Consider the following 22,087-nt stretch of genomic DNA (forward strand, 5'->3'; position numbering starts at 1 on the left):
GGGTCTCCAATTCAATCTGAAGACCCTTTTTTTAATGTAATTCCTAACGATGAAATTTAGTAAACACCTGCATAATAGGAAAAGAAATAGTCTCTATTGGTGCCAAAGGAAAGAACCTCTTGAAGCTGTAATACAAACGAGGTACTCGATTTACTCTTGCATAAGGCTTAGTTATATCTGGATATCTAGGATCATGAAAAGCAAAGTTTCCAGCGTATAAAATATCTTCCAACATCCAAGTCGAATCTTTCCTTCTTTCTAATGTTATAGGTAATTTCTGCTCATCTAAACCGAGGCCATCAACTAAAGTTTGATGAAAGACATGAATCCATTTTAATACACCAAGTTTTTTATATACATGGATCAAGTAATCAGCATCCAATTGTGTCCCAACAGATTGATATAACATAGCTGCATCACACATTTGTCTCAAACCTATCCCATAGCCAATCTGATGGTTAAGAATATGCATATTGATCATGATTGAATTGATAACAGGTTTGGGAATAGCTATATTTTCAGAACCAATTCGAATAGTAGACTGAATACTTTCTTCTTGGTCTAACAACGTTTGTAAATAGTTTTGTTTCCAAGGATTTCTAATTTGTATTAAATGTTGGTGATGTTCAACATGTATGCCTTTCCAAGTATATCCACAACTGTAATTCGCATGGTAGTTAACGTTATTGCAGAGTTCATCCATTAATAGGTAAGCTTCTTCATAAGGACCATTTTTTGGAAAATACCAATCTATATCGCCGCAAACTCGAAGAAGTGGTTTCGGATAAAATTGAGCAATCCCTTGCCCTTTTTGCAGAATTGGATTTAAGTCAACTAGTTTAAATAACATGGTCATTTCACCAACAACTTGGTTCATCCGGACATTCAACTCTTGAATTTGTTGTGACCTCAACATAAATTTATACCGAAGAGTCTGCTCTGGCAAAAGGTCATCAGGAAGATCTGTAATTCGTTCAGCAATAAGACCATCCACAGTCTGAAAATAAGCTAATCGATAAATAGTAATCCAATCTTCAAAATTCAATCTTTCCAAATATTCATCTGAAAGCGGAACATCCCATAGACTCGATTTTAACAAAGCCAAAAATGCTTTAACAGACGTTTTATTAAACCATAAATCCTTGTCGCTCATCTCCTTTTTATTCTTGAATCATTCCTTCATTAATAAATTGGTTTATGATTCTATCTAAATCATCTTTCGCCTGGTCAGAACCTACTTGATAATGCTGAAGTAATACCTGAAGTGCATCTTCTCTATTAAATTCTATGCCTTTAAAATTATTTAAAATCAATGCTGCTGATTCTGAAAGTGTGTAAACTTTCGCCATATCCAACATTTCCAATCCCGGCTGTAAAACCAAGTATTCACCTGCAATTTTACGAACCGTTATATTTTCATCAATTCTCATGGATTTATTTAGTTAGTATAATTAGAAAAATCAAGCAGCTGAAGACCAGCCGCTTGATAGAATTAATAACAGTTGGACCTATTGTCCAGGAGCTCTAATGCACCGTATATTTTTAAATGGAGACTCAACAACATCCACTCCTATGGCTGTAACATTTAGAAGTTGGGCTGCTACTATATCCTCTTTTATAGTTAGGTTCATTCTTCCATTGTAATGCCATGCACTTAGTGCAACATCTAGTGGTAAAATTAATCCTGAACTGGAAGTCCAGATCTCTGCGATATTTCCATAGTTTCCTAGGGTCACATTTACTACTCCTCCTAAAACGGTTACATCTGTACTTCCACCATTAAAATTAAATCGCAAGTTTTTCCCAGGATATGGAGCTGCTGTTCCCGTTGAATTCGTATATTCAAAATAACCTAAGCCCCCAATTGATCCATTTGTTGTATAGGTATCTAATGTTGTAATGACATTTCGAAAATCAGCATCTGATGGTTGAATCCATTTACCAGCAGGATAAACCAAAGCGCATGGATCTCCATTTATGCCAAAATTCTCTGGAACTACACCTTTAAACGAGAAAAAGGTGTTTCGGGCATTACTATGTGCATAGGTGTGATGAAAACGGTAGGCGTTATGACCTGCAACATAATATAAATTTGTCCTTGCCCATTTTTTCCCTCCAATAGTCAATGGCGATTCTATTAGATTAATCAAGAGCCTATGATCATTTGCTACTTGTGGAGTAACATTAAAATTAAACACTGATGGTGTTGCTGCCAATAAAGTATTGAATGATCGAGTAGAATTATCATCAATAGCTAGATCCAAACCGCTTAATTGAACACCAATACCACTTATCAACTCCTCTTTTGCAGTAAAAAAATAAGCTATTTTACGATCAGAGTAGGCAGGATCAACATTTCCAAATTTAGTCCAGTCTAAACTTGCAGTATAAGGGGTATAAGACTTCCATGTACCATCACTTAAATCAAAAGTTCCTGTATTTAATGTCAGACCAGAAATAGAAACCGTACCTGCAGTCATGTTTGCAAACATTCCCATACTGTTTAACTCAACTCCAATCCTTGAAACCTTATGATTAAAGAGAATATTAATGGCCACATTAATTGGCGTAGGTCCTGTTGGCACATTGAATGTACCTGCATCATATAGGATATCTTTGCCTTCGGGCATACTTAAAGTAGTAACAGAGGGGTTTAGTGGATCAATATCCATTGGTGACTCACTGGAATTATAGGATAAAGCGTACCATTTATAGGATACACCTGCCTCCACAGCAATAGTTGTAGCAACATCGGAAGTAAGTACAGTTGAACTCACAAATGAATTATCAGCCTTATACAAAAACAACCTATACTTTACGCCAGGATCCATTAATGCACCATATAAACTGTTACCCTTACTGTTTTTTGAACTAGACTTCAGGATAGCCCTTCTACCCTTTGGTTGTAGATGATGGTCAACTTCAACAGTTGCATCAAATCCTGCGAATTCTTGTGTTGGTGCCAAGGTTGGAGATTCAAACCCTATTCTTGCTTGTGAACCTGAATTCCCTTGTCTCACAGTTTCATCAATCCCCAAAACCCTAACCTGTAAACTTAACTTCTCTAATGGATTATTTATTTCTGCGCCCATTTTTGAGCAGCTCCAAGAAAAATAAATAAATCCAGCAATTAGCATTACAATTGTAATCTTAGGTTGCTTTATATTCTGTAATCTTTTCAAAATATTTTTCATAGGATTTAAATTTATAGGTCACCATCATTGCTGCCACCTGTTCCTCCATTCCAATCATTAATGCTAGGATTAGGCGAAGCAGTAACAGAATCTGCTGCAATACCATGTTCAAGTTCGACCAGTACAGAAGTCATGCTGGGAACTACGTAATCTTTTTTTTCATCATTTATCATAATATTTCATTTATTTTGGTTAATATATATTAATAGGACTAATTATTAGCCATTGATTAATCAATGTTGACTAAGAAAAATTGGATAATTGTCATTGAAAATTTAAGGATTCAGCTAATAAATATGGAGGAAACTTAAACTGGGAGAGAAAAAACAAATATTTTACTTTTGTATCTTTTATTTAGACTTGGCTCTGAATATGATAACAATTTTAATAATAAGAAATGATTATAGCAAGAATTATATTAAATTTCTATTAAACTTTTCTTTATTCAATTGAAATCCGATAATATTTACACATAATAAGAGGACAAATATATACCTAGACATCAAAAAAAATGATTTATTAGCATAATCCAGTTAAATTCTTTGACAAGAAAAATATTAAGAATTCATCTTCCTATTTCTTAAACAACATGTTCATCCACTTTCGCCAAAAGGCTGACTTAAAGTTCTCTCCATCGTTTTGTCGACCATAACCATAACCGTATCCATATCCGTAACCATAATCATATTGAAAATCCACATCATTAACAACAACAGCCATATTATTCAACTTCTTTTTGCTGTATATTTCACTCATCACTGGCAACATTCGCTTATCTAAATAATTAGCACGAACAACATATAAGGTTAAATCTGCCAATTCGGCTAATAGCATAGTATCAACCACTAAACCAGCAGGGGCAGTATCCACTAACACATAATCATACTTACTTTTAACTGCTGAAATTAATTCCTTAAAGCGACCGTTCATTAATAATTCTGCGGGGTTTGGTGCTATATATCCTGAATATATCAAATCAAATTTCAATTGATTTGGCTCCTTAATTAATATCTCATCAGCCTTCATCTTCGGATTAATAAGAAAATCTGATATCCCCTTGTATTGATGCCTTAAATAAGATAAACCTAAATAATGTAAAATTTTAGGCGATCGGATATCTGCTCCAATTAACAATACACGACTATCAGACATCGACAAAATTTTAGCTAGATTAGAAGCTATATAGGATTTTCCTTCCCCAGCAATGGTTGATGTCACGAAGTAAACCTGAGCCAAGGAACTTTTTTCCTGTGTTAAAAAATGAATATTAGTTTTCAATATTCGCATCGCCTCTGCTAAAGACGATCGATCTCCATTTTGTTGAATTTCATGCTTGGACTTTGGCACATCACCTACTATGGGTATATCTATAACTCCTAATATATCAGCACGATTATGAACTTTTACATCCAAATTAAACTTGGCATACAATACCGTAAAAGGTATTATAAACCCAATTAGTATTGAAATTGACAAAACAAGAGTTTTACGTGGAGAAACAGGGTTCCAAGTCCCATATGCATCATCTACGATTTTCAAATGAGAAGGGGTGGCAGCAAGATTTATCTCATTCTCTTCTAATTTTTGCAACAAGAATAAATAGATTGACTCAATTGTTTTTTGCTGCCTACTAATTTCTTTAATTCGTCTTTCCTGAAACGGTAAGACATCGTATCTATTCTTATAATTATCTTTTTGAATCTTATACATCCTAGTATTCGCCGAGATGATTTCCTTTAAATTTTGAATGGCATCCCTAATATTTTGTCTTAAAGCAAATATATTATGACTTAAACGCAGAATCACAGGATTGTCCTTTTTGGCAGATTGCAACAATTCCATTCTTTCCAATTGAAGTTGGTTATGATTTTTAATAAGGTCAATAATTGCCTGGTCCGAGAAACCTAAATTGACAGGAAGTAATGTTGTAGGTTCTTCATCAATAAATTTCTCCAACATTTCTAGTACTTCATATTGAACTTGGTGAGCTTTATATGCTGCCTCATCGAGAAATCCCGCTTCCAAGTACTGTTTAGATTCAGTTTGTAAATTATGCGTTTTGTTTTCAGTCTTAAATTGCTCCATTCGTGAGTCCGTGGTATTCAAAGACTTTGAAACTAACCTCAACCTTGAATTAATAAAATCTGTGGTAGACTTAAAAACCTTTGACTTATCCTCCAAAGCATCTTTATTGTATTGTTCAATTAGTGAGTTTAGTATTAGTTTACCTTTTTCCCGAGAGGGATATTGTAGAACAAAATCAATAGCAAATGACAACACATCCTTATTCGGTACAATTTTCACTTTAGATCTTAAAATATCAACTGCAATTTCTTTAGGTATGTAAGAAATCCGTAAATCACCCTTCCAAGAACTTGAAGACCCGACCTCAAACTTAATCTTCCCTATTGGACTATTAATCTCATCGCCTAGTCTAATTGGAATATTTTCCCCAGATTTATCGTCATATACTAACCCATCTCCTGATTCTCTTAAAATCACTTGATAGCTACGCTTCAATAAACCTTCGTGATTAGGTTGAAGAATAACAAGTTTAACCGGAGATTCCTTTTCTAAAACTTCATTTTCACGAATGAGCCCTTGTAAGAAATAGGTAATATGAAAGTTATTTGCATCCACTACCTTTCTCATAATTCGTCGAGAATGCAAAATTTGGATTTGGTCATTTACATAAGCAGCTGAGGAACTGCTTCTTCCAGCCAAATTAGCTAGCTCAGAAAGGCCAGCCATATCACCACTAGCCTTCTTTTCATCTTGCAATAAAATCTTTGCATATAGCGCATAAATACGTGGTGAATATCGCATATTCAACAACCCAATAAATAAGGATACGCCAATACTTAAAATAAACCATTTCCAATAATGGAGGTATTTCTCCAATATCAAACGAAAACCAAGCGCCTTATCCACTGGAGAATCAGACTTAGCTTTATTTCTTACCATTTATCCTCAAATTGATTTTAAGATCTTTTTTCAATATGCTTCAATAACCAAATTCGCATCAGAAATTAGATTTGATTAATCCGATTCCCTGAACAGGTTCAATGAAAATTTATGAAATTAACTTTCTCGTCTTGTGATTAACAGTTTTTCAGTAGGTAGTACAAATGCAAATCATGTAAAATATAGGACACTTTTTAATTGGTAAATAAAAAATACTGTATCACAGCATGAAATTACAATAAAATTAGCGTAAGAGAAGTAAAATTTATTTATTTATTAACAATGATTTCTAAAAGTAAAACAACAAGTGACAATCAATTATAATAGCCTGCTCTTTTCCAAATAGTTAGCAAATAAAAAAACAGATTATAGATTCTCAAGAATAGTCCATAAGTGATTTATTAGAAGGAAAGAAAAACATGATTATTCTCATAAAATATTGTAGTTAAGTAACATAAGTTACACAACAAAACTTCTGATAATCTTATTTTTAATTAAACAAAATTATAAACTATGAAAACGGATTATCAAATTCTCATCATTGGGGGTGGGACTGCAGGGATTATGATGGCTGCCCAACTTATGAAAAAGGATAAATCCTTAGACATTGCTATAATCGACCCTGCTAAGAAGCATTATTATCAACCTGCTTGGACTTTAGTCGGTGCTGGGGCATATGATTTTGAGAAAACGGTTAAACCCATGTCCGAATTAATACCACATGGTGTAAAATGGATTCAATCTGCCGTAGATCAGATTGACCCTGATCAACATCAAGTAACGCTTAACGATGGAACAAATCTATCATATACCTATCTAATAGTGGCTTGTGGTTTAATCAATGACTTAAGTCTTATTGAAGGTCTAGAAGAAGCTGTTCAAAAGGGTGTCGTTTGTAGTAATTATATAGACCCCAATTATACTTGGGAGTGTATCCAAAATTTTAAAGGTGGTAATGCTGTCTTCACGCAGCCTACTACACCTATAAAATGTGGCGGTGCACCTCAAAAGATCATGTATTTGGCCGCTGACTACTTCCGAAAGAATAATATGTCTGATCAGGTGAACATCACATTTGCTACCCCAGGTTCTGTTATTTTTGGCGTAAAGAAAATTGCCGACACCTTAATGCAGGTCATTAAACGCTACAACATCGACTTTAAACCTTTTTATGCACCAATTAAAATTGATGCAGATAATAAAACAATCACTTTTAAAAACATCAATCCCGCAGATAACGCCTGTGTTATCAACAAAGATGATGGTACAGAAGGTGCTCCTGAACAACTAGACACAATTGAGTTACCCTTTGACCTCTTGCATTTGGCTCCTCCACAGACAGCACCAAAATTCATTCAGAAGTCTAGTCTCGTCAATGAAGCGGGCTGGTTAGATGTAGATATTAACAGCATGCAACATAAAAAGCATCCTGATATTTTTGGATTAGGTGATGTCGCTGCATTACCAACAGCAAAAACTGGAGCGGCAATTAGAAAGCAAGTTCCAATTGTAGTGGATAACTTATTAAAACTAATTCATGGTCAAATGGCCGACAATAAATCCTACCAAGGATATTCTTCCTGTCCTTTGGTAACAGGATATGGCAAAATGGTCTTGGCCGAATTCAATTATAAAAACGAATTCACACCCGATCCTAAATTAAAACAACTATTTATTAAAGACAGCAGCAAAGAACATTGGCGATTGTGGCTCCTGAAAAAATACATTTTACCTCATCTTTATTGGAATAAAATGATGAAAGGTGAAGAAGTATAGAAAATATTTAAATCTCATCTAGACATATTTCTTATTAATCGAAAGATGAAATTTAATCCCTTTGTTAATTAGGTCTATACGACTTAAACAACAAAAATTACCTTTTTAATTACCATGTGTTTTTAAATTTAACATTAGAAATTAGCTTCCCTAATTTGGGAAGCTATATTTTTATTCGCAGATCTGATCATCAAGCCACTCCCCTCTTATTATCATATTTTCATCCATAAAGCTTTATTTTCATGTTCTAATTATTAAAATATTCTTGTATATTCGACTAGCCTATTTACAGTTACATCTATTTTTTATCAATTTAAACTAAAACAAACGACATGATGAAGAAAACACTTGCCATGGCTTGTTTAGTTGTTTCTGCTCATTCAATTGCCCATGCGCAAGACTGGAAACCAACAAACAGCAAAATTATGACTTCCTGGGCTGAACAGATTACTCCTCAAAACGCACATCGAGAATACCCTAGACCCCAGATGATCCGTCAGAACAATTGGCAAAACTTAAATGGCATATGGAAGTATAAGATTTCCAGCAAAGAAGACAAGAATTTCCCAAAAACATTCGATGGAAACATCTTGGTCCCATTTGCTATTGAATCAGCACTTTCCGGAGTAGGGAAACGAATTAATAAGGACCAAGCTTTATGGTATTCCAATCAAATCGAAATTGATAAAAAAGTAAATAAAGGCAAAGTATTCTTGAACTTTGAAGCTGTAGATTGGCAAAGTGATGTTTATGTAAATGGGCAGCACGTCGGGCAACATGAAGGTGGTTTTGATTCCTTCCGATTTGACATCAGTAGTGCACTTAAAAAATCAGGCAAGCAGGACATTTTAATCCGCGTTTGGGATCCAACTAATGAAGGTCCTCAGCCCCGAGGTAAACAGATAAATAACCCACATGGAATTTGGTACACACCGGTTTCAGGAATATGGCAAACCGTTTGGTTAGAATCAGTTCCAGAAACATTTATTAGTCAGACCAAACAAACTCCTGATCTGGACAAAAATGCCTTATTGTTTTCAGCAGATATCCAAGGAAAAAAGCCAGGCGATGAAATCCTAATAGAAGCTTTTGACAAAGGTCAAAAAATAGCCGAGATAAAAAGCGTAATTGATCAAAGTGCCATTTCTCTTCCAATCAACAATCCTAAACTATGGAGTCCTAGCAGCCCGCATTTATACGATCTAAAAGTTAAAGTCCTCAGGAAAGGTAAAGTTATTGATGAAGTTAGGAGTTACTTCGCTATGCGCAAAATCAGCATGAAGAAAGATGCAAAGGGCATTCAGCGCATGTATTTAAATGATGAATTTGTCTTCCATTATGGACCACTAGACCAAGGTTGGTGGCCAGATGGACTTCATACAGCACCTTCCGATGAAGCCTTGATGTATGACATTATTAAAACCAAAGAAATGGGCTTTAATATGATTCGAAAACATATAAAGGTAGAACCAGCTCGTTGGTATAGGCATTGTGATAGTATAGGCATGTTGGTATGGCAAGACATGCCAAGCGGAGACCTTGGCGGGAATGTATGGGATATGCAACCAGGCAAAATTACCTCTGATAAGCACGACAAGGATCGTAGTCCAGAATCAGAAGCTATTTATAGAAAAGAGTGGAAAGCCATAATGGCTCAATTGCATAACTATCCTAGCATTGTTATCTGGGTTCCTTTCAATGAAGGATGGGGCCAGTTTAAATCGAAGGAAATCGTGAACTGGACCATCAAAAATGATCCATCTCGATTGGTTAATGGTGCTTCTGGAGGCAACTTTAATGCTCCTGGCCACATATTCGACATCCATAATTATCCTGATGCAGCCATGCCAAGCCCCGAACTGTACGGCAGTAATTATGTTTTAGCACTCGGAGAATTTGGTGGACTAGGATTACCTGTTGAAGGCCATACATGGCAACAAAAAGACAATTGGGGATACCAATCCTTTAAAAATGTGGACGAATTAAAGAAAAAATACAGTGGATTAACAGAGAGTTTAAGCAGGTTAATTCCATTTGGTTTATCTGCAGCTGTCTATACGCAAACCACAGATGTAGAAATTGAAACCAATGGATTGATGACCTATGATAGAAAGGTAATCAAAATTCCTGCAAATGAATTAAGGCAGCTCAATACAAAACTTTACAATAAAGACTTAGTAAAATAGCAGAAACTACCATAAATATAAAAGGCTAACATTTAAACGTTAGCCTTTTATATTTATAATTCCATCCCAATTAATTTGTAGTTGGGCAATACGTCTTGACAAATAAGGTTGATGAACATAATAATAGAATAATCCACCTAAAAAGTAAAATAACACATCTCCCCAATCGGCTGTATTGTAACTGGTAAAGCGAGGAGCCAAAATTTCGAAAAAAAAGGAACAATAAAAACAAATAAAAAGGATCATCCAAAGCGGAAACTTATAGAAATAACGTTCCTTAAAAATCATCAATCCGATTAGAGAAACAGCATGAAAAATTAAAGGAATAAATACAAAATCTGTTAGCCAATTATTCAAATAAGGCACAATAATATCCTTATTTCTTAAATACCGAATAACAAACCAGCTCATTATATAAAACAAACAGAAAGGATCTAAGAAAAGCGTTATTAATGCGCGAAAGATACGGCAATAAGCATGGCGACTGAACAACATAGCATAATTAGAATAAACATAATCCAACCAATCTTCTTTCCCATTCTCTGTGACGGGGTGTCATCTGGATTATCCGGAAAAATAGTCTGTTTGATCTCGTAAATATTCCTACCTAACCAGGACTTCTTTTTCATGACCGTGTGATTTTAAGCCACAAAAATAAGCTTTCTTTTAGCTATAAAAAGGAATATCTTAATTTCTTGAGCATTAATCAAACATAGCGCTTAAACGTGTCAAACTTTGGGATAAAAAATTTAAAGAATATCCTCTATCCGAAGTCAAGAATTGAATTTTAATTTTAGAACCCAATTCAAGTAAATTTATGATGAGCTCTTTATCCTCCTCTATATCCCAGATTGAAAGCGACTGCCTTTCTTCTATGATATGAAGTTCTTTTAATCTTTCAGGATAAAGATCCCATAGCTTTATAAGTTTATACTCCGAAATCGCCTCCCACAAATCTCCTTTATTTGCTGTGATGATCATTTCTACAAACTGAGATGAATTTATATTCGAATCAAAAATTAAAGTAGCCATATTTAAAATCATTTTAATCGATTTAAAAATGACAATTCCTGAAGCCTCTTGTGTTCCAATTTATAGGAAAGAACAAATCTCAAAAACTCAAATAATAAGCTAATTATCAATTGGATACAAGTTCAACTTTATAGAATTGAACCAATTGATTTTAACATTTTGTACTTATTTATATTTTTAACTGTTTTTAAATGTGGATGGTGTAATGGAAGTGATTTTTTTGAAGGTGTTATTAAAGGCTGTTTTTGAATTAAAGCCAGACTCATAGGCAATGGCTAAAATGGTTAGATGATCATAATTCTTATCCTTCAATAAGTCTTTTGCTTTTGCAATTCTGTACCCATTGACAAAATTGAAGAAATTCATCCCATACCCTTGATTGATCACATATGATAATTGATGACTACTAATCCTTATCATTTCGGCAAGTTTGGGTAAATTTAATTCAGGATCTAAATATGGCTTTTCATCATTCATTAGTAAATTCAATTGCTCTTTATATTTTTCAAGCTCAGTAGCTGACACAAGTGCATTACGCTCAGGAGTAATCGTTCCTTCTGGCTCAATATCAGTAGAAACATTCAGACCTTTTGGATAAATCTCTGTTTGACGAATCCCATAATAACTCACAAAATAGATTACAGCTAAAAAGTAAAGATTGATATAGAGATTTAAAGATTGAACAGTTTCTATTAGATTCAGTATAATCAATAGAATGGATGACCCCATAAAACTATAAATGATATACTTTATCCAATTGAGGTTAATTAGCTCTGTATTAGCAGAGAAAACTTCAATTTGCTTTTGGTGGCGGACAATTCTAATATAAGAAAGTACAGTATAAAATAAAGCTTGACCTAAAAATACGATAAGGTACAAACAATTATAAATCTTCGGATTTAAAACGGATTTTAAAGAAAGGATACCAATAAATATAACTGGTAAAATGAGAATCCAACTGTCCTTTTTACCAAATTTATATCCTGGATTCGTATAAAATACCACACTGGTATAGAAGGTTAAAGCACAGAGAAATTGTAATAATCGTATAGGGTAATAAATATAGGTTGGAATTTCACCAGGGAAGATCAATCCATCTAACCAAAAGCTCGCCCATAGCAGCAAAAAGATACCGAAATAAAGGTCACCTTTTACATTTACTTTTAATGGATTGGTTAAAAACAAAAATGACAACAATAAAATTGCACCACTAATAAAGCACGTAACTATCTCATTAAAACCCATAAAAGCATCCTTACTATTCTGGAGCTAAGGTATTAAAAAGCACTCTTTTCAGGAGTACTACTTTATAAATTGGAACCTATTATTTGATTTTTAACTTAAAAAATCCAGATCGTGGATCATTTCCATACTTATAAAAATCATTTCTGAAATATATAATTTGATCTCCATCCCAAAATATGCTTGAAATATTGCAGAGGTCAAATGATTCCTTTGTCAAATCCATAGGTATTCCAACATACCGAATATATGTTCCTGATTGATTTTGTTGTATAAAATAATCTGAACACTCCTGACCCGGAAACCATCCATTTAATCGAAATCTCTTATTTGGTGATTCGACAATATAAGCTGGGTTTCCGACTACCTCTCCTCCCATTTCTCCTGTCTTTAGGTTAATTGGATAATCTGAAGAATGTCCTCCCTCACATAACAAAATATCTTCTGTCGGATAATACCTCCAAAAACCAATTTCTGATAGTATATCATTTTTTCCAGCAACTAACGAATCCCCATTCTCAAAAACTATTTTTGATAGAAAGCTCCCTGATATGGTAGAATCTATTTTATCTATTCCAGCATTATATCCAGCAAAAGTGACACGATTCTTCAAAAGCTCCTTCACATTATCTATATCTTCATAATAAACTAAAGTATCCTGAGGAATATGCAATTGATCCTTTGCTTTAAAAAAAGAAACAGAATCTATTTTATAAATAGCTAGGGTGTCATTCTGGAACAAAATAGTATCAGGCGTTTTTTGCTCTTGAGGTTTCAAAACAGCTGCTTTATCCGTTTTGCTATTTTGCTGACAAGCTGATAACAAAATGAAAAGAAGGTATAGAATTGGAATGTGTTTAATCATACTTTCAATCGACAAAAAATCAGCCAAATCTGCAATTAGAACAATACTCAATACGAATGAACTGTTGGAAAGTCAATCCAACCACAGAAAATTTGTTTTAAATTTAAATTTTCCTACTGTTTTATTCTAGTAAATCACTACATCATTACCTCACATGTTCAAAAGTGTATATCCCACACCGAACGCAAAAAACAGGCAAACCCTCAAACCAAATAACCAACTGATAGTAAAGATTATAACTCCATAATCCTATTATTTGAGAAACTAATTCATGCCTGTAGTAGTAATGTATATCTACAAAATTTTAAAACAAAAACTATTCATCACATCTTTGTAATAGAGCGGCCTGTATGTTTAAAGGCAAAGTTCTTAGGAACTTCAGTAATAAACAATAAATAGCTTAAATAGATAACCGAATTTCTAACCATGAAGATTCAAACACTAGCTTTAGGATTAATATTAGTACAACTTTCTTTTAGTTCCTGCCAAAATCAGATCCAGGAAAAACAAAATACTGCAAAAGACAGTACTGAACGGATTAATCAATCTACAGACTCTTTATTAACTAAAATCCAAAGCCAAACCTTTCAATATTTCTGGGAAGCTGCAGAACCAACCTCTGGTCTTGCACGCGAAAGAATTCATATTGATGGGGAATACCCACAAAACGATCAGAATGTCATTACTATTGGTGGAAGTGGATTTGGGATCATGGGAATGGTAGTTGCCATGGATCGGGGATTTATTTCTAAGGAAGAAGGAACCGAGCGCTTATCCAAAATCATGGACTATCTTAAAAAAATTGAGCGTTTTGAAGGGGCATGGTCTCATTGGTATTTCGGGGATACAGGTAAAGTCAAAGCATTTAGTGAAAAAGATAATGGTGGTGATATCGTTGAGACGGCATTTTTAGCACAAGCACTCATAGTCGTTCGCGAATATTTCAAAAGTGGTAATAACCAACAGAAAATAGTAGCAAAAGCTGCAGATGATTTATGGAAGGAAATTAATTGGAAACATTATACCAACGGTCAAAATGTTCTTTATTGGCATTGGAGTAAAACACATGGTTTTGGAATGAACCATGCTATTCAAGGTTTTGACGAATGCCTAATAACCTATGTTCTTGCAGCCTCCTCCCCGTCTCATGCTATTGATACAGCGGTATACAATCAAGGTTGGGCAAGATCGGGACAAATAAAATCGGATTTAAAGAAATTTGACATTCCAATTTCCGCAAAACATAATGCCAAGCCAGGTGAAGTAGGTCCTTTATTTTGGTCTCACTACTCATTTTTAGGACTTGACCCGATCGGTTTAAAGGATGCTTACGTAGATTATAGTGAAATTGTCAAAAACCACACAAAAATAAATATTGCCTATAGTGCAGCCAACCCAAAAGGTTATAAAGGTTATGGACCTGACAAAGGCTGGGGATGGACGGCCAGCTATTCCATTGCTGGATACGATGCACATCATCCAGACAATGATAAATCGGTAATCAGTCCTACTGCAGCATTATCATCGATGCCTTATACCCCGAAGGAATCTATAGCCTTTGCCAATTACTTATTCAAACAACTAGGCGATAAAGTTTGGGGGAAATATGGTTTTTATGATGCCTATAGCGAAACTGAAAACTGGTATCCACAACGTTATCTTGCCATCGATCAAGGTCCTATTGTTGTTATGATAGAAAATTACCGTACTGGTCTTATCTGGAAGCTTTTTATGCAGGCAGATGAAATTCAACAAGGATTAAAAAAGTTGGGGTTTACAAGCCCTGATATTAAATAATAGGTGGGTTAGTGCTCAGCCTTTTGTAGGCTGAGCTTTTTTTTATACCCAACACAGGCGAACACTCTTTTCGGGAACTTTACATACCCTTATCACATGAAAAATCACCCTAGATTAATACTTTGTTTAGCATGGTTATTTCTCTCAAACCTTGCTTTAGCTCAAGAAAGAGCTAACAAAATGGATAAATTCATCGCTGACTTGATGTCAAAAATGACCTTAGAGGAAAAGATTGGCCAATTAAATTTAGTAACTGCTGGTGAAGCCACAACAGGATCAGTGGTATCAACGGATGTGGAGGCGAAAATTAAAGCAGGAAATATAGGCGGAATATTCAGCATGTCGAGCCCTACTAAAATCCGAAAAGCACAAGAACTTGCCGTTAACCAATCCAGATTGAAGATTCCGATTATTTTTGGAATGGACGTAATACATGGTTACCGAACTGTCTTTCCTATTCCATTAGGCTTGGCAGCAACATGGGACATGCCATTAATTCGACAAACAGCACGCATTTCCGCAATCGAGGCTTCCGCTGATGGCATTAACTGGACCTTCTCTCCTATGGTTGATATTTCCAGAGATGCCCGTTGGGGTCGTATCTCCGAAGGTAGTGGCGAAGACACTTATTTGACTTCACAAATTGCTAAAGAAATGGTAATTGGTTATCAAGGAGACGATTTAAGTAAGTATAATACTTTAATGGCCTGTGTAAAACATTTTGCACTCTATGGAGCATCTGAGGCTGGCCGCGATTATAATGCCACCGACATGAGCTTACACCGCATGTACAATGAATACTTGCCTCCTTATAAAGCCGCATTAGATGCAGGTGCTCAATCCATCATGACTTCCTTTAACGACATCAATGGTATTCCAGCAACAGCCAACAAATGGCTATTAACCGATCTTTTAAGGAATCAATGGAAATTCAAAGGTCTTGTGGTTACCGATTATACGGCCGTTAATGAACTAATTGATCATGGATTAGGTAACTTACAACAAGTAACAGCATTGTCTTTAAACGCGGGGGTAGATATGGATATGGTCGGTGAAGGATTCTTAACCACTTTGAAAAAATCCTTACAAGAAGGAAAAGTAAAACAAGAAGACATCGATCGAGCTTGTCGATTAGTTTTGGAAGCTAAATATAAATTAGGATTATTTGAAGATCCATTTCGTTATTGCAATGAAAAACGAGCAAAGACTGAAATATTAAAACCTGAACACTTAAAACTTGCTCGCGAAGCAGCTGGAAAATCCTTTGTACTATTAAAAAATGATCAACAAACGCTACCATTGAAAAAACAAGGAACAGTAGCTGTAATTGGTCCATTAGCTAATTCAGGAGCAAATATGCCCGGAACTTGGAGTGTTAGTGCTGACTTAGGAAAAACTCAATCTTTAGTAGAAGGAATTCGTGAAGTTCTAGGCAATAAGGTAAAAATAGTCACTCATCTTGGCGCCAATCTAACCGATGACCCAAAACTACAGGAACGTTCTACGATGTTCGGTCGTGAAATCCCAAGAGATGAACGACCTTCGGAGGAAATAATCGCCGAAGCCTTATCAATCAGTAAAGACGCAGACGTGATTATAGCTGCTCTAGGGGAAAGTTCAGAGATGAGCGGGGAAAGCTCTAGCCGAACGAATTTAGACATCCCAGCGAGCCAGAAAAGGCTATTAGAGGCATTGTTCAAAACCGGTAAGCCAGTCGTTTTAGTACTCTTTGCAGGTAGACCAATGACCTTGACATGGGAAGACAAACATGTCCCTGCTATTTTGAATGTTTGGTTTGGTGGTACAGAAACGGGCAAGGCAGTAGCCGATGTGCTTTTTGGCGATGTAAACCCATCAGGAAAATTACCTGCAACATTTCCTCAAAATGTTGGACAACTTCCTTTATACTATAGCCATAAAAACACAGGTAGACCTTTAGCAAAAGACGCTTGGTTTCAAAAATTCCGTTCAAATTACCTGGATGTCAGCAATGACCCGCTATATCCATTTGGATACGGACTTAGTTATACAAAATTCACCTATTCCAATTTACAACTCAGTAATAAACAGTTCGATAGGAATGGACAATTAAAGGCATCTATTACCTTAAAGAATGATGGAAATTATGATGGACAAGAAGTAGTACAATTATACATTCAAGATGTAGTTGGCTCGATTACACGTCCTGTTAAAGAATTAAAAGCATTTCAAAAAATCTTCTTAAAGAAAGGAGAATCGAAAAAGGTAGAATTTACCATCACGGAAGAAGATTTGAAATTCTATAACCAGTCGCTACAACATGTGGCTGAGGCAGGTGAATTCCGCTTATTTATTGGTGGAAATTCCAGAGATGTACAAGAAGCAAGCTTTGAGCTTTTATAAAGTAAATACTTGATTTTTGTGTTTGACGACAAAAGGGATTCAGTTATGCTGAATCCCTTTATTTTTATTCATTTAATGGACAAATAATATTATTGTCTAGCTTAATCCGTATAATAGTTAACCTCAATAAATTTCTGCGTTTGGCTTGATTCACCTTCTTCTAGCTGAAACTCTTTCACTACCCCAGCTATGGTCAAAGGACCTGCAGGTAATTCGGCAACATCTTTATTGTGGGCAATCAAGATACCAGTATCGCTTCCTTCTGTTTTCAATTCATATACGGTATATGACTCCGAAAAAGGAATCAATGTAAAGGTATCTACAATAGGAATTTGAACATATCCAATGACATATCCTTCTTCTTCCAGTTTAACAGCTGAACCTTTAACCAATACATTGCTAGCGATTTTTTCTGCATGAACAGCCTCTGCACTATTCAATTCATGGGCGTGATACTTCTGAAAATTATCTGCTAGGGTATCATCAAAACGTCCCTCAACTTCTAACTGCTCACGACTAGTTAATTTAGAAAGGGCTAATTGTAGATATAATACAGCTTTTTGTTTTTCAAAGGTCACACCAGCCAATTTTCCAACCTCTGATGGAGAAATAATATCATCATCAGCTTTCGTGAATATATTGTAGAATTTCCCACCATTATCCAATAGATCAATGGCCTGGCTAGCACTTGTAAACGGTTTAATCAATTCCATAGTGTATGTTTTTATATCTTATAAATTTACCAATTTTATTGCAGGTTTTAAGAGTTTATACTAGGAAATTACTTACGTTCCATTTCCCAGTTATCTTCAAAAAATTTCAAGTATTCAAGAAATTGTGACCCCTCCTCAACATGTTTTAAAAAAATCCCTTTCCATTCATCAAATTTCGGTCGATCTTTTACCTGAAAATAGCTTTGCAACATATTAATGCTCATTTCAGCATTTTGCATTTTATCATTGCTGTGTTTTATCCCTAGCTTATAAGCCTTGTCCGCCTCTTTCAGATTATTCAAATGCTTTAATGCAAAACCCAACTCTCGATAATACCAAAAATTATTCGGCTCATCTTCTATTGCCTTATTCAAGATAACAATTGCCTTATAAAAACTTCCTACATGGTTATAAGCATATGCCAATTCAAACTGTAAGCCCGAAGCTTTTGGTTCTTTTTCATAAACAGCCTTAAGAATAGGAAGCGCTAAATGGGATGCATTTACCGAATTAAGCCACAAACCTTTAGAAACTTGATAAGCAGAAGTCCCTTCATTGACCTTATAAACCGATAACCAATTCGGTTCCTTCGGTAGTCCTAAAGTTTGAATCTGTAAATCAGACAAAACAGCTATATCAGCTAATCCCTCTGAAAGTCTGGCCGTAATCATAGCCTCTTTATTCACACTATCCTTTACCAATTTATCATTCAAAACGAATAGGTGGGATTCATGTCGAAATGAAATCCCTGCAGAAGGATCTAAATAAATAAAACCCAAAACATGCTTAGGAGGATTACCTATCCCTTCTATTACAACCCATTTGTCCAATGCATCATAAAACTTCTTGTCAAATTTCAATTCCTGCCCATAGGTAGCCAAATTGAAGAAAGTTATTAAACTTAAAATGAAGTATTTAATGCTGCTCATCGTTTAAACATTAGTAAATCTGTCCTAAACTACTAAATACTTTCCACCAATCCACTTTACCTTGCTTCTTTCCAAGTCTTACAATAATTAAATCTTTTTGTGGATTTACATAAATAAATTGTCCAAGAATACCTTGCGCTATAAACTCACCATTATTGGAAGGCAACCACCATTGATATTGGTAATATGACACACTACCCTCTTTCAATTCTGCTTTAGTTGATTCTGCAACCCAATTCTCAGGAACAAGTTGTTTACCATTCCAATTACCTTTATTCAAGTATAGTCTGCCTAATTTTGCAAAATCTCGAGCACGTGCATTAATACAACAAAATGTTTTTTCTATTCCATTCTTACGATCCAAGCTCCATGTTGCAGGATATTCCATGCCCATTGGTTTCCATAATTTCTCTTCCAAATAGTTGGTAATCGACCGATCTTTCAATGCTCTATCCAATACAAAACCTAATAACTGCGTATTCCCGCTCACATATTCAAATGCCTCCCCTGGTTTTCGCTTTAATTTCAACTTCCCAATAGCCTTAGTCAAATTCGTTCCATAATAAAAGCTAGCAACCTCCCCAAATGGATTAATATATCCCTCGCGAAAGTCCAATCCGGAAGTCATCTGTAGCAAATGCTTTATCTTGACAGCATCAAATCCATTGGCCTTCAATTCTGGAATATAACGGGTAATCGGTTCTTCAACAGATTCTATCAGTTTATCTTCAATTGCACATCCAATCAATATGGATGTAATGGATTTTGCCATGGAAAAAGAAGCAATCATGGAGGAATCCGTATAACCATCCCAATATTGCTCGTACAGCAAACTATCCCGTTGAATAACCAAGAAGGCTACCGTATGTTGTTCTTTTAAAAAGTCCTCAAAGGGATAATCCTGGTTCGCATATTGGATGTTCTTAGGTACTTTGGTTTGTTTAGCATTTAGAAAATTAAAATGCTCAATGGAGTTGTTTGCAGTTCGAGAAGGAAAAATCTTATAATCCGTAATATTAGCTGTATTATAATACACAAATCGGGAAAGCTTACAAGAACTGAAAACCACTAGAATAAAAATCGAGTAGAGGCAAATAACACGTAACGGCATCATAATTATAGTTTTAGTAATAAATAATATTTCTCAAAAGGTAAAAATATAAAATTTAAAACAAAGATAACCCTCATGCATTTAATTTAACGCCATTTCCAATCCAATTTTTCAATCAAAGGAATTTTATGGATCCTACTAAGATCCATTAAATTTTGCCTTACTAAAGATACATCAATCTGATCTTTAGGAATTACAATTGCTTTACCTACATCAAAGCTTAGCAAAAAAATGCTTGGTAATTCTACCAATTCATATAAGCTTGCAAAACTTATTTTATGTTCACTAGTATGATCATATAGATAAATGAAATCATCCTTAACCTTTAATTCCACTTGATTATTTAAACTCCGAGATAAATTACTTTGAATATACTTTTTATAGGCTTTAACATACTTTTTGATCTCATATGCTGGATATAGAAGAACCCAAAGAATTGAAAAAACCAATAAGATTATCCCCATAATTATTGCATTCACATAAAAGGAGATTAAAGCAAAAATAAGATAAGCTGCAGGCACAACATATCTGCTCAATATCCGTCTTCTTTTCACAACTTTAGAATTACTAGCGACATAAAGATTAAATTGTAAATAATCCTCTTCCCGTAAAATGTAGGATATATCCATATGCTTGAAATTAGAACTATTAAGGTAAATAAAATTTTCATTGGACTTCCTTGCTGGCTAAAATAATATTTGCTTGGATTAGCGTAAAATTTATCCGCAAATCAAAAAATACTCAATTTTAAATTCAGTAATTCAAGAATAAATTAGCTCCGTATTCAGCGCCATTCACCTTTGCTTTTTCCTATACACATAGTACTAAATAATCCCTATTTCCATTGTCCTTAACAAGGGAATCCTAGGGGATTCCTAGGGGTTTCCTTCGACACTCTTTCGGATCTCCTTCGGAACTTGTTCGGATCTCTTTCGGAACTCGTTCGGTTCCGACCGAACGAGTTCCGAAAGAGATCCCTATCAGATCCAAAGAAATTCCCTAAGTGTATCGAAGGAAACACAAGGGAGAATCAAGTCAATAACATTCCCAAACCAAACAAAAGTGGTTTCAATAAACATCATGCTAATGTTAATTATAAAACAAGTATTTATTAAATAAAGTAATTTATGCAACTGTTTTGATTAATATCCTTTACTTTTAGGTATTGAATAATAATTAAAACAAAGCAGTATGGCTACATTAAGTAAAGGTTATTTAGAACGTTATTCTGGGAAAATTGGACCTGTCGTTATTTGTCAACGCAAAGAAATGGTATATATCCGTTCTATGCCAACCCGGATTAAGAGAAGAAAAATCACGGCAAGACAACGTCTACACCGTGAAAAATTTGCTTTAATACAGCGATTATTAAGACCAATCAATATGCTTATCAAATTGGGTTTTAACTCCAATACAGAAAAACGAAGCTGTCATAACGCTGCTATGTCTCACAATTTGAAAGAAGCCGTTCAATTAATCGATGGTAAACAGCAGATTATTTGGCCGAACTTTTTATTTAGTAAAGAATTAGAAAATCCAGCATTAAATGCCAAAATGCAGGTAGATCATACCAACAAAAAAATCGAGATAAGCTGGAAAACAGACATCAATTTTATCAAAAAATATATCGCTAAATTGTTTCAATCCATTGTTCTTATTTATGTAGAAAAAGGGTTTAGTTTTCTACCCCAAATATACTGGCACTCTGCCCACTTAGCCAGTGAAAGGTTGGAAATTGAATACATGAATGAACAAAAGCCTTGCAATTTCCATGTGTACTTAGCTTTCTTTTCTACGCTTGGGGAAAGTCGTACTACTTCAAACATATATTTAGGCAGCTTTACACCATGATGATGAAAGAGGAATAGTCTCCTTAAGGAGATGAAGTAACAGGAT

Annotated in this window: 18 protein-coding genes; 5 read left to right on the forward strand and 13 right to left on the reverse strand. The window is 34.8% G+C overall.

Translation table 11 applies throughout. The annotated features are described in order from the left end of the window. Positions 1-43: 43 nt before the first annotated feature. The 5 genes from ACP6L2_RS05470 to ACP6L2_RS05490 all read right to left on the reverse strand — a co-directional run bounded on the left by ACP6L2_RS05470 (position 44) and on the right by ACP6L2_RS05490 (position 6,158). Entirely contained in the window at positions 44-1,153 is a 1,110-nt protein-coding gene (locus tag ACP6L2_RS05470) for a nucleotidyltransferase family protein (RefSeq protein ID WP_440508272.1), read from the reverse strand. A 7-nt stretch (positions 1,154-1,160) separates the two neighbouring features. Beyond that, the gene (locus ACP6L2_RS05475) at positions 1,161-1,430 is read right to left on the reverse strand and encodes a PqqD family protein (protein WP_440508273.1); all 270 of its coding nucleotides are present in this window, start codon (positions 1,428-1,430) and stop codon (positions 1,161-1,163) included. Positions 1,431-1,508: 78 nt separating this feature from the next. Further along, positions 1,509-3,092 (reverse strand): fimbrillin family protein, encoded by a 1,584-nt coding sequence (locus tag ACP6L2_RS05480; RefSeq protein WP_440508274.1) that lies wholly within the window; start codon positions 3,090-3,092, stop codon positions 1,509-1,511. Positions 3,093-3,205: 113 nt separating this feature from the next. Continuing rightward, a complete protein-coding gene (locus ACP6L2_RS05485) occupies positions 3,206-3,328 on the reverse strand; it encodes a hypothetical protein (RefSeq protein ID WP_440508275.1) in 123 nt (40 codons plus the stop codon). A gap of 439 nt (positions 3,329-3,767) precedes the next feature. Next, a complete protein-coding gene (locus tag ACP6L2_RS05490) occupies positions 3,768-6,158 on the reverse strand; it encodes a GumC family protein (protein ID WP_440508276.1) in 2,391 nt (796 codons plus the stop codon). 513 nt (positions 6,159-6,671) lie between these two features. On the opposite strand from ACP6L2_RS05490, the gene ACP6L2_RS05495 reads away from it, so the two are divergent. After that, on the forward strand, positions 6,672-7,934 hold the full coding sequence (locus ACP6L2_RS05495; protein WP_440508277.1) for an FAD-dependent oxidoreductase: 1,263 nt from the start codon (positions 6,672-6,674) through the stop codon (positions 7,932-7,934). 332 nt (positions 7,935-8,266) lie between these two features. After that, positions 8,267-10,120: a glycoside hydrolase family 2 protein gene (locus ACP6L2_RS05500; RefSeq protein ID WP_440508278.1), complete on the forward strand. Its 1,854-nt coding sequence runs from the start codon at positions 8,267-8,269 to the stop codon at positions 10,118-10,120. Positions 10,121-10,569: 449 nt separating this feature from the next. On the opposite strand, the gene ACP6L2_RS05505 is transcribed toward ACP6L2_RS05500, so the two are convergent. The 4 genes from ACP6L2_RS05505 to ACP6L2_RS05520 all read right to left on the reverse strand — a co-directional run bounded on the left by ACP6L2_RS05505 (position 10,570) and on the right by ACP6L2_RS05520 (position 13,310). After that, positions 10,570-10,749, reverse strand: coding sequence for a hypothetical protein (locus ACP6L2_RS05505; protein WP_440508279.1), 180 nt, complete (start codon positions 10,747-10,749; stop codon positions 10,570-10,572). A gap of 73 nt (positions 10,750-10,822) precedes the next feature. After that, positions 10,823-11,152 carry a hypothetical protein gene (locus ACP6L2_RS05510; RefSeq protein ID WP_440508280.1) on the reverse strand — a complete coding sequence of 110 codons (330 nt, stop codon included), beginning with the start codon at positions 11,150-11,152 and terminating at the stop codon, positions 10,823-10,825. Between the two features lie 177 nt (positions 11,153-11,329). Next, complete coding sequence (locus ACP6L2_RS05515; protein WP_440508281.1) at positions 11,330-12,397, reverse strand: helix-turn-helix domain-containing protein; 1,068 nt, start codon at positions 12,395-12,397, stop codon at positions 11,330-11,332. Between the two features lie 79 nt (positions 12,398-12,476). Then, entirely contained in the window at positions 12,477-13,310 is an 834-nt protein-coding gene (locus tag ACP6L2_RS05520) for a hypothetical protein (protein ID WP_440508282.1), read from the reverse strand. 375 nt (positions 13,311-13,685) lie between these two features. Between ACP6L2_RS05520 and ACP6L2_RS05525 the strand changes: the two genes are divergently transcribed. Next, positions 13,686-15,056, forward strand: coding sequence for a glucoamylase family protein (locus ACP6L2_RS05525; protein WP_440508283.1), 1,371 nt, complete (start codon positions 13,686-13,688; stop codon positions 15,054-15,056). A gap of 96 nt (positions 15,057-15,152) precedes the next feature. Continuing rightward, on the forward strand, positions 15,153-17,438 hold the full coding sequence (gene bglX / locus ACP6L2_RS05530) for a beta-glucosidase BglX (RefSeq protein WP_440508284.1): 2,286 nt from the start codon (positions 15,153-15,155) through the stop codon (positions 17,436-17,438). A gap of 101 nt (positions 17,439-17,539) precedes the next feature. Here the strand turns inward: bglX and ACP6L2_RS05535 are convergent, their stop codons facing one another. The 4 genes from ACP6L2_RS05535 to ACP6L2_RS05550 all read right to left on the reverse strand — a co-directional run bounded on the left by ACP6L2_RS05535 (position 17,540) and on the right by ACP6L2_RS05550 (position 20,820). After that, complete coding sequence (locus ACP6L2_RS05535) at positions 17,540-18,151, reverse strand: hypothetical protein (protein WP_344674211.1); 612 nt, start codon at positions 18,149-18,151, stop codon at positions 17,540-17,542. 68 nt (positions 18,152-18,219) lie between these two features. Continuing rightward, positions 18,220-19,080, reverse strand: coding sequence for a tetratricopeptide repeat protein (locus tag ACP6L2_RS05540; protein ID WP_440508285.1), 861 nt, complete (start codon positions 19,078-19,080; stop codon positions 18,220-18,222). A gap of 10 nt (positions 19,081-19,090) precedes the next feature. Further along, complete coding sequence (locus tag ACP6L2_RS05545) at positions 19,091-20,194, reverse strand: serine hydrolase domain-containing protein (protein WP_440508286.1); 1,104 nt, start codon at positions 20,192-20,194, stop codon at positions 19,091-19,093. 83 nt (positions 20,195-20,277) lie between these two features. Beyond that, a complete protein-coding gene (locus tag ACP6L2_RS05550; protein ID WP_440508287.1) occupies positions 20,278-20,820 on the reverse strand; it encodes a hypothetical protein in 543 nt (180 codons plus the stop codon). Between the two features lie 562 nt (positions 20,821-21,382). Between ACP6L2_RS05550 and ACP6L2_RS05555 the strand changes: the two genes are divergently transcribed. After that, positions 21,383-22,042 (forward strand): DUF6266 family protein, encoded by a 660-nt coding sequence (locus ACP6L2_RS05555; protein ID WP_440508288.1) that lies wholly within the window; start codon positions 21,383-21,385, stop codon positions 22,040-22,042. Positions 22,043-22,087 lie beyond the last annotated feature (45 nt).

This window comes from Sphingobacterium lactis (assembly GCF_051951495.1).
Taxonomy (GTDB): Bacteria; Bacteroidota; Bacteroidia; order Sphingobacteriales; family Sphingobacteriaceae; genus Sphingobacterium; species Sphingobacterium lactis_A.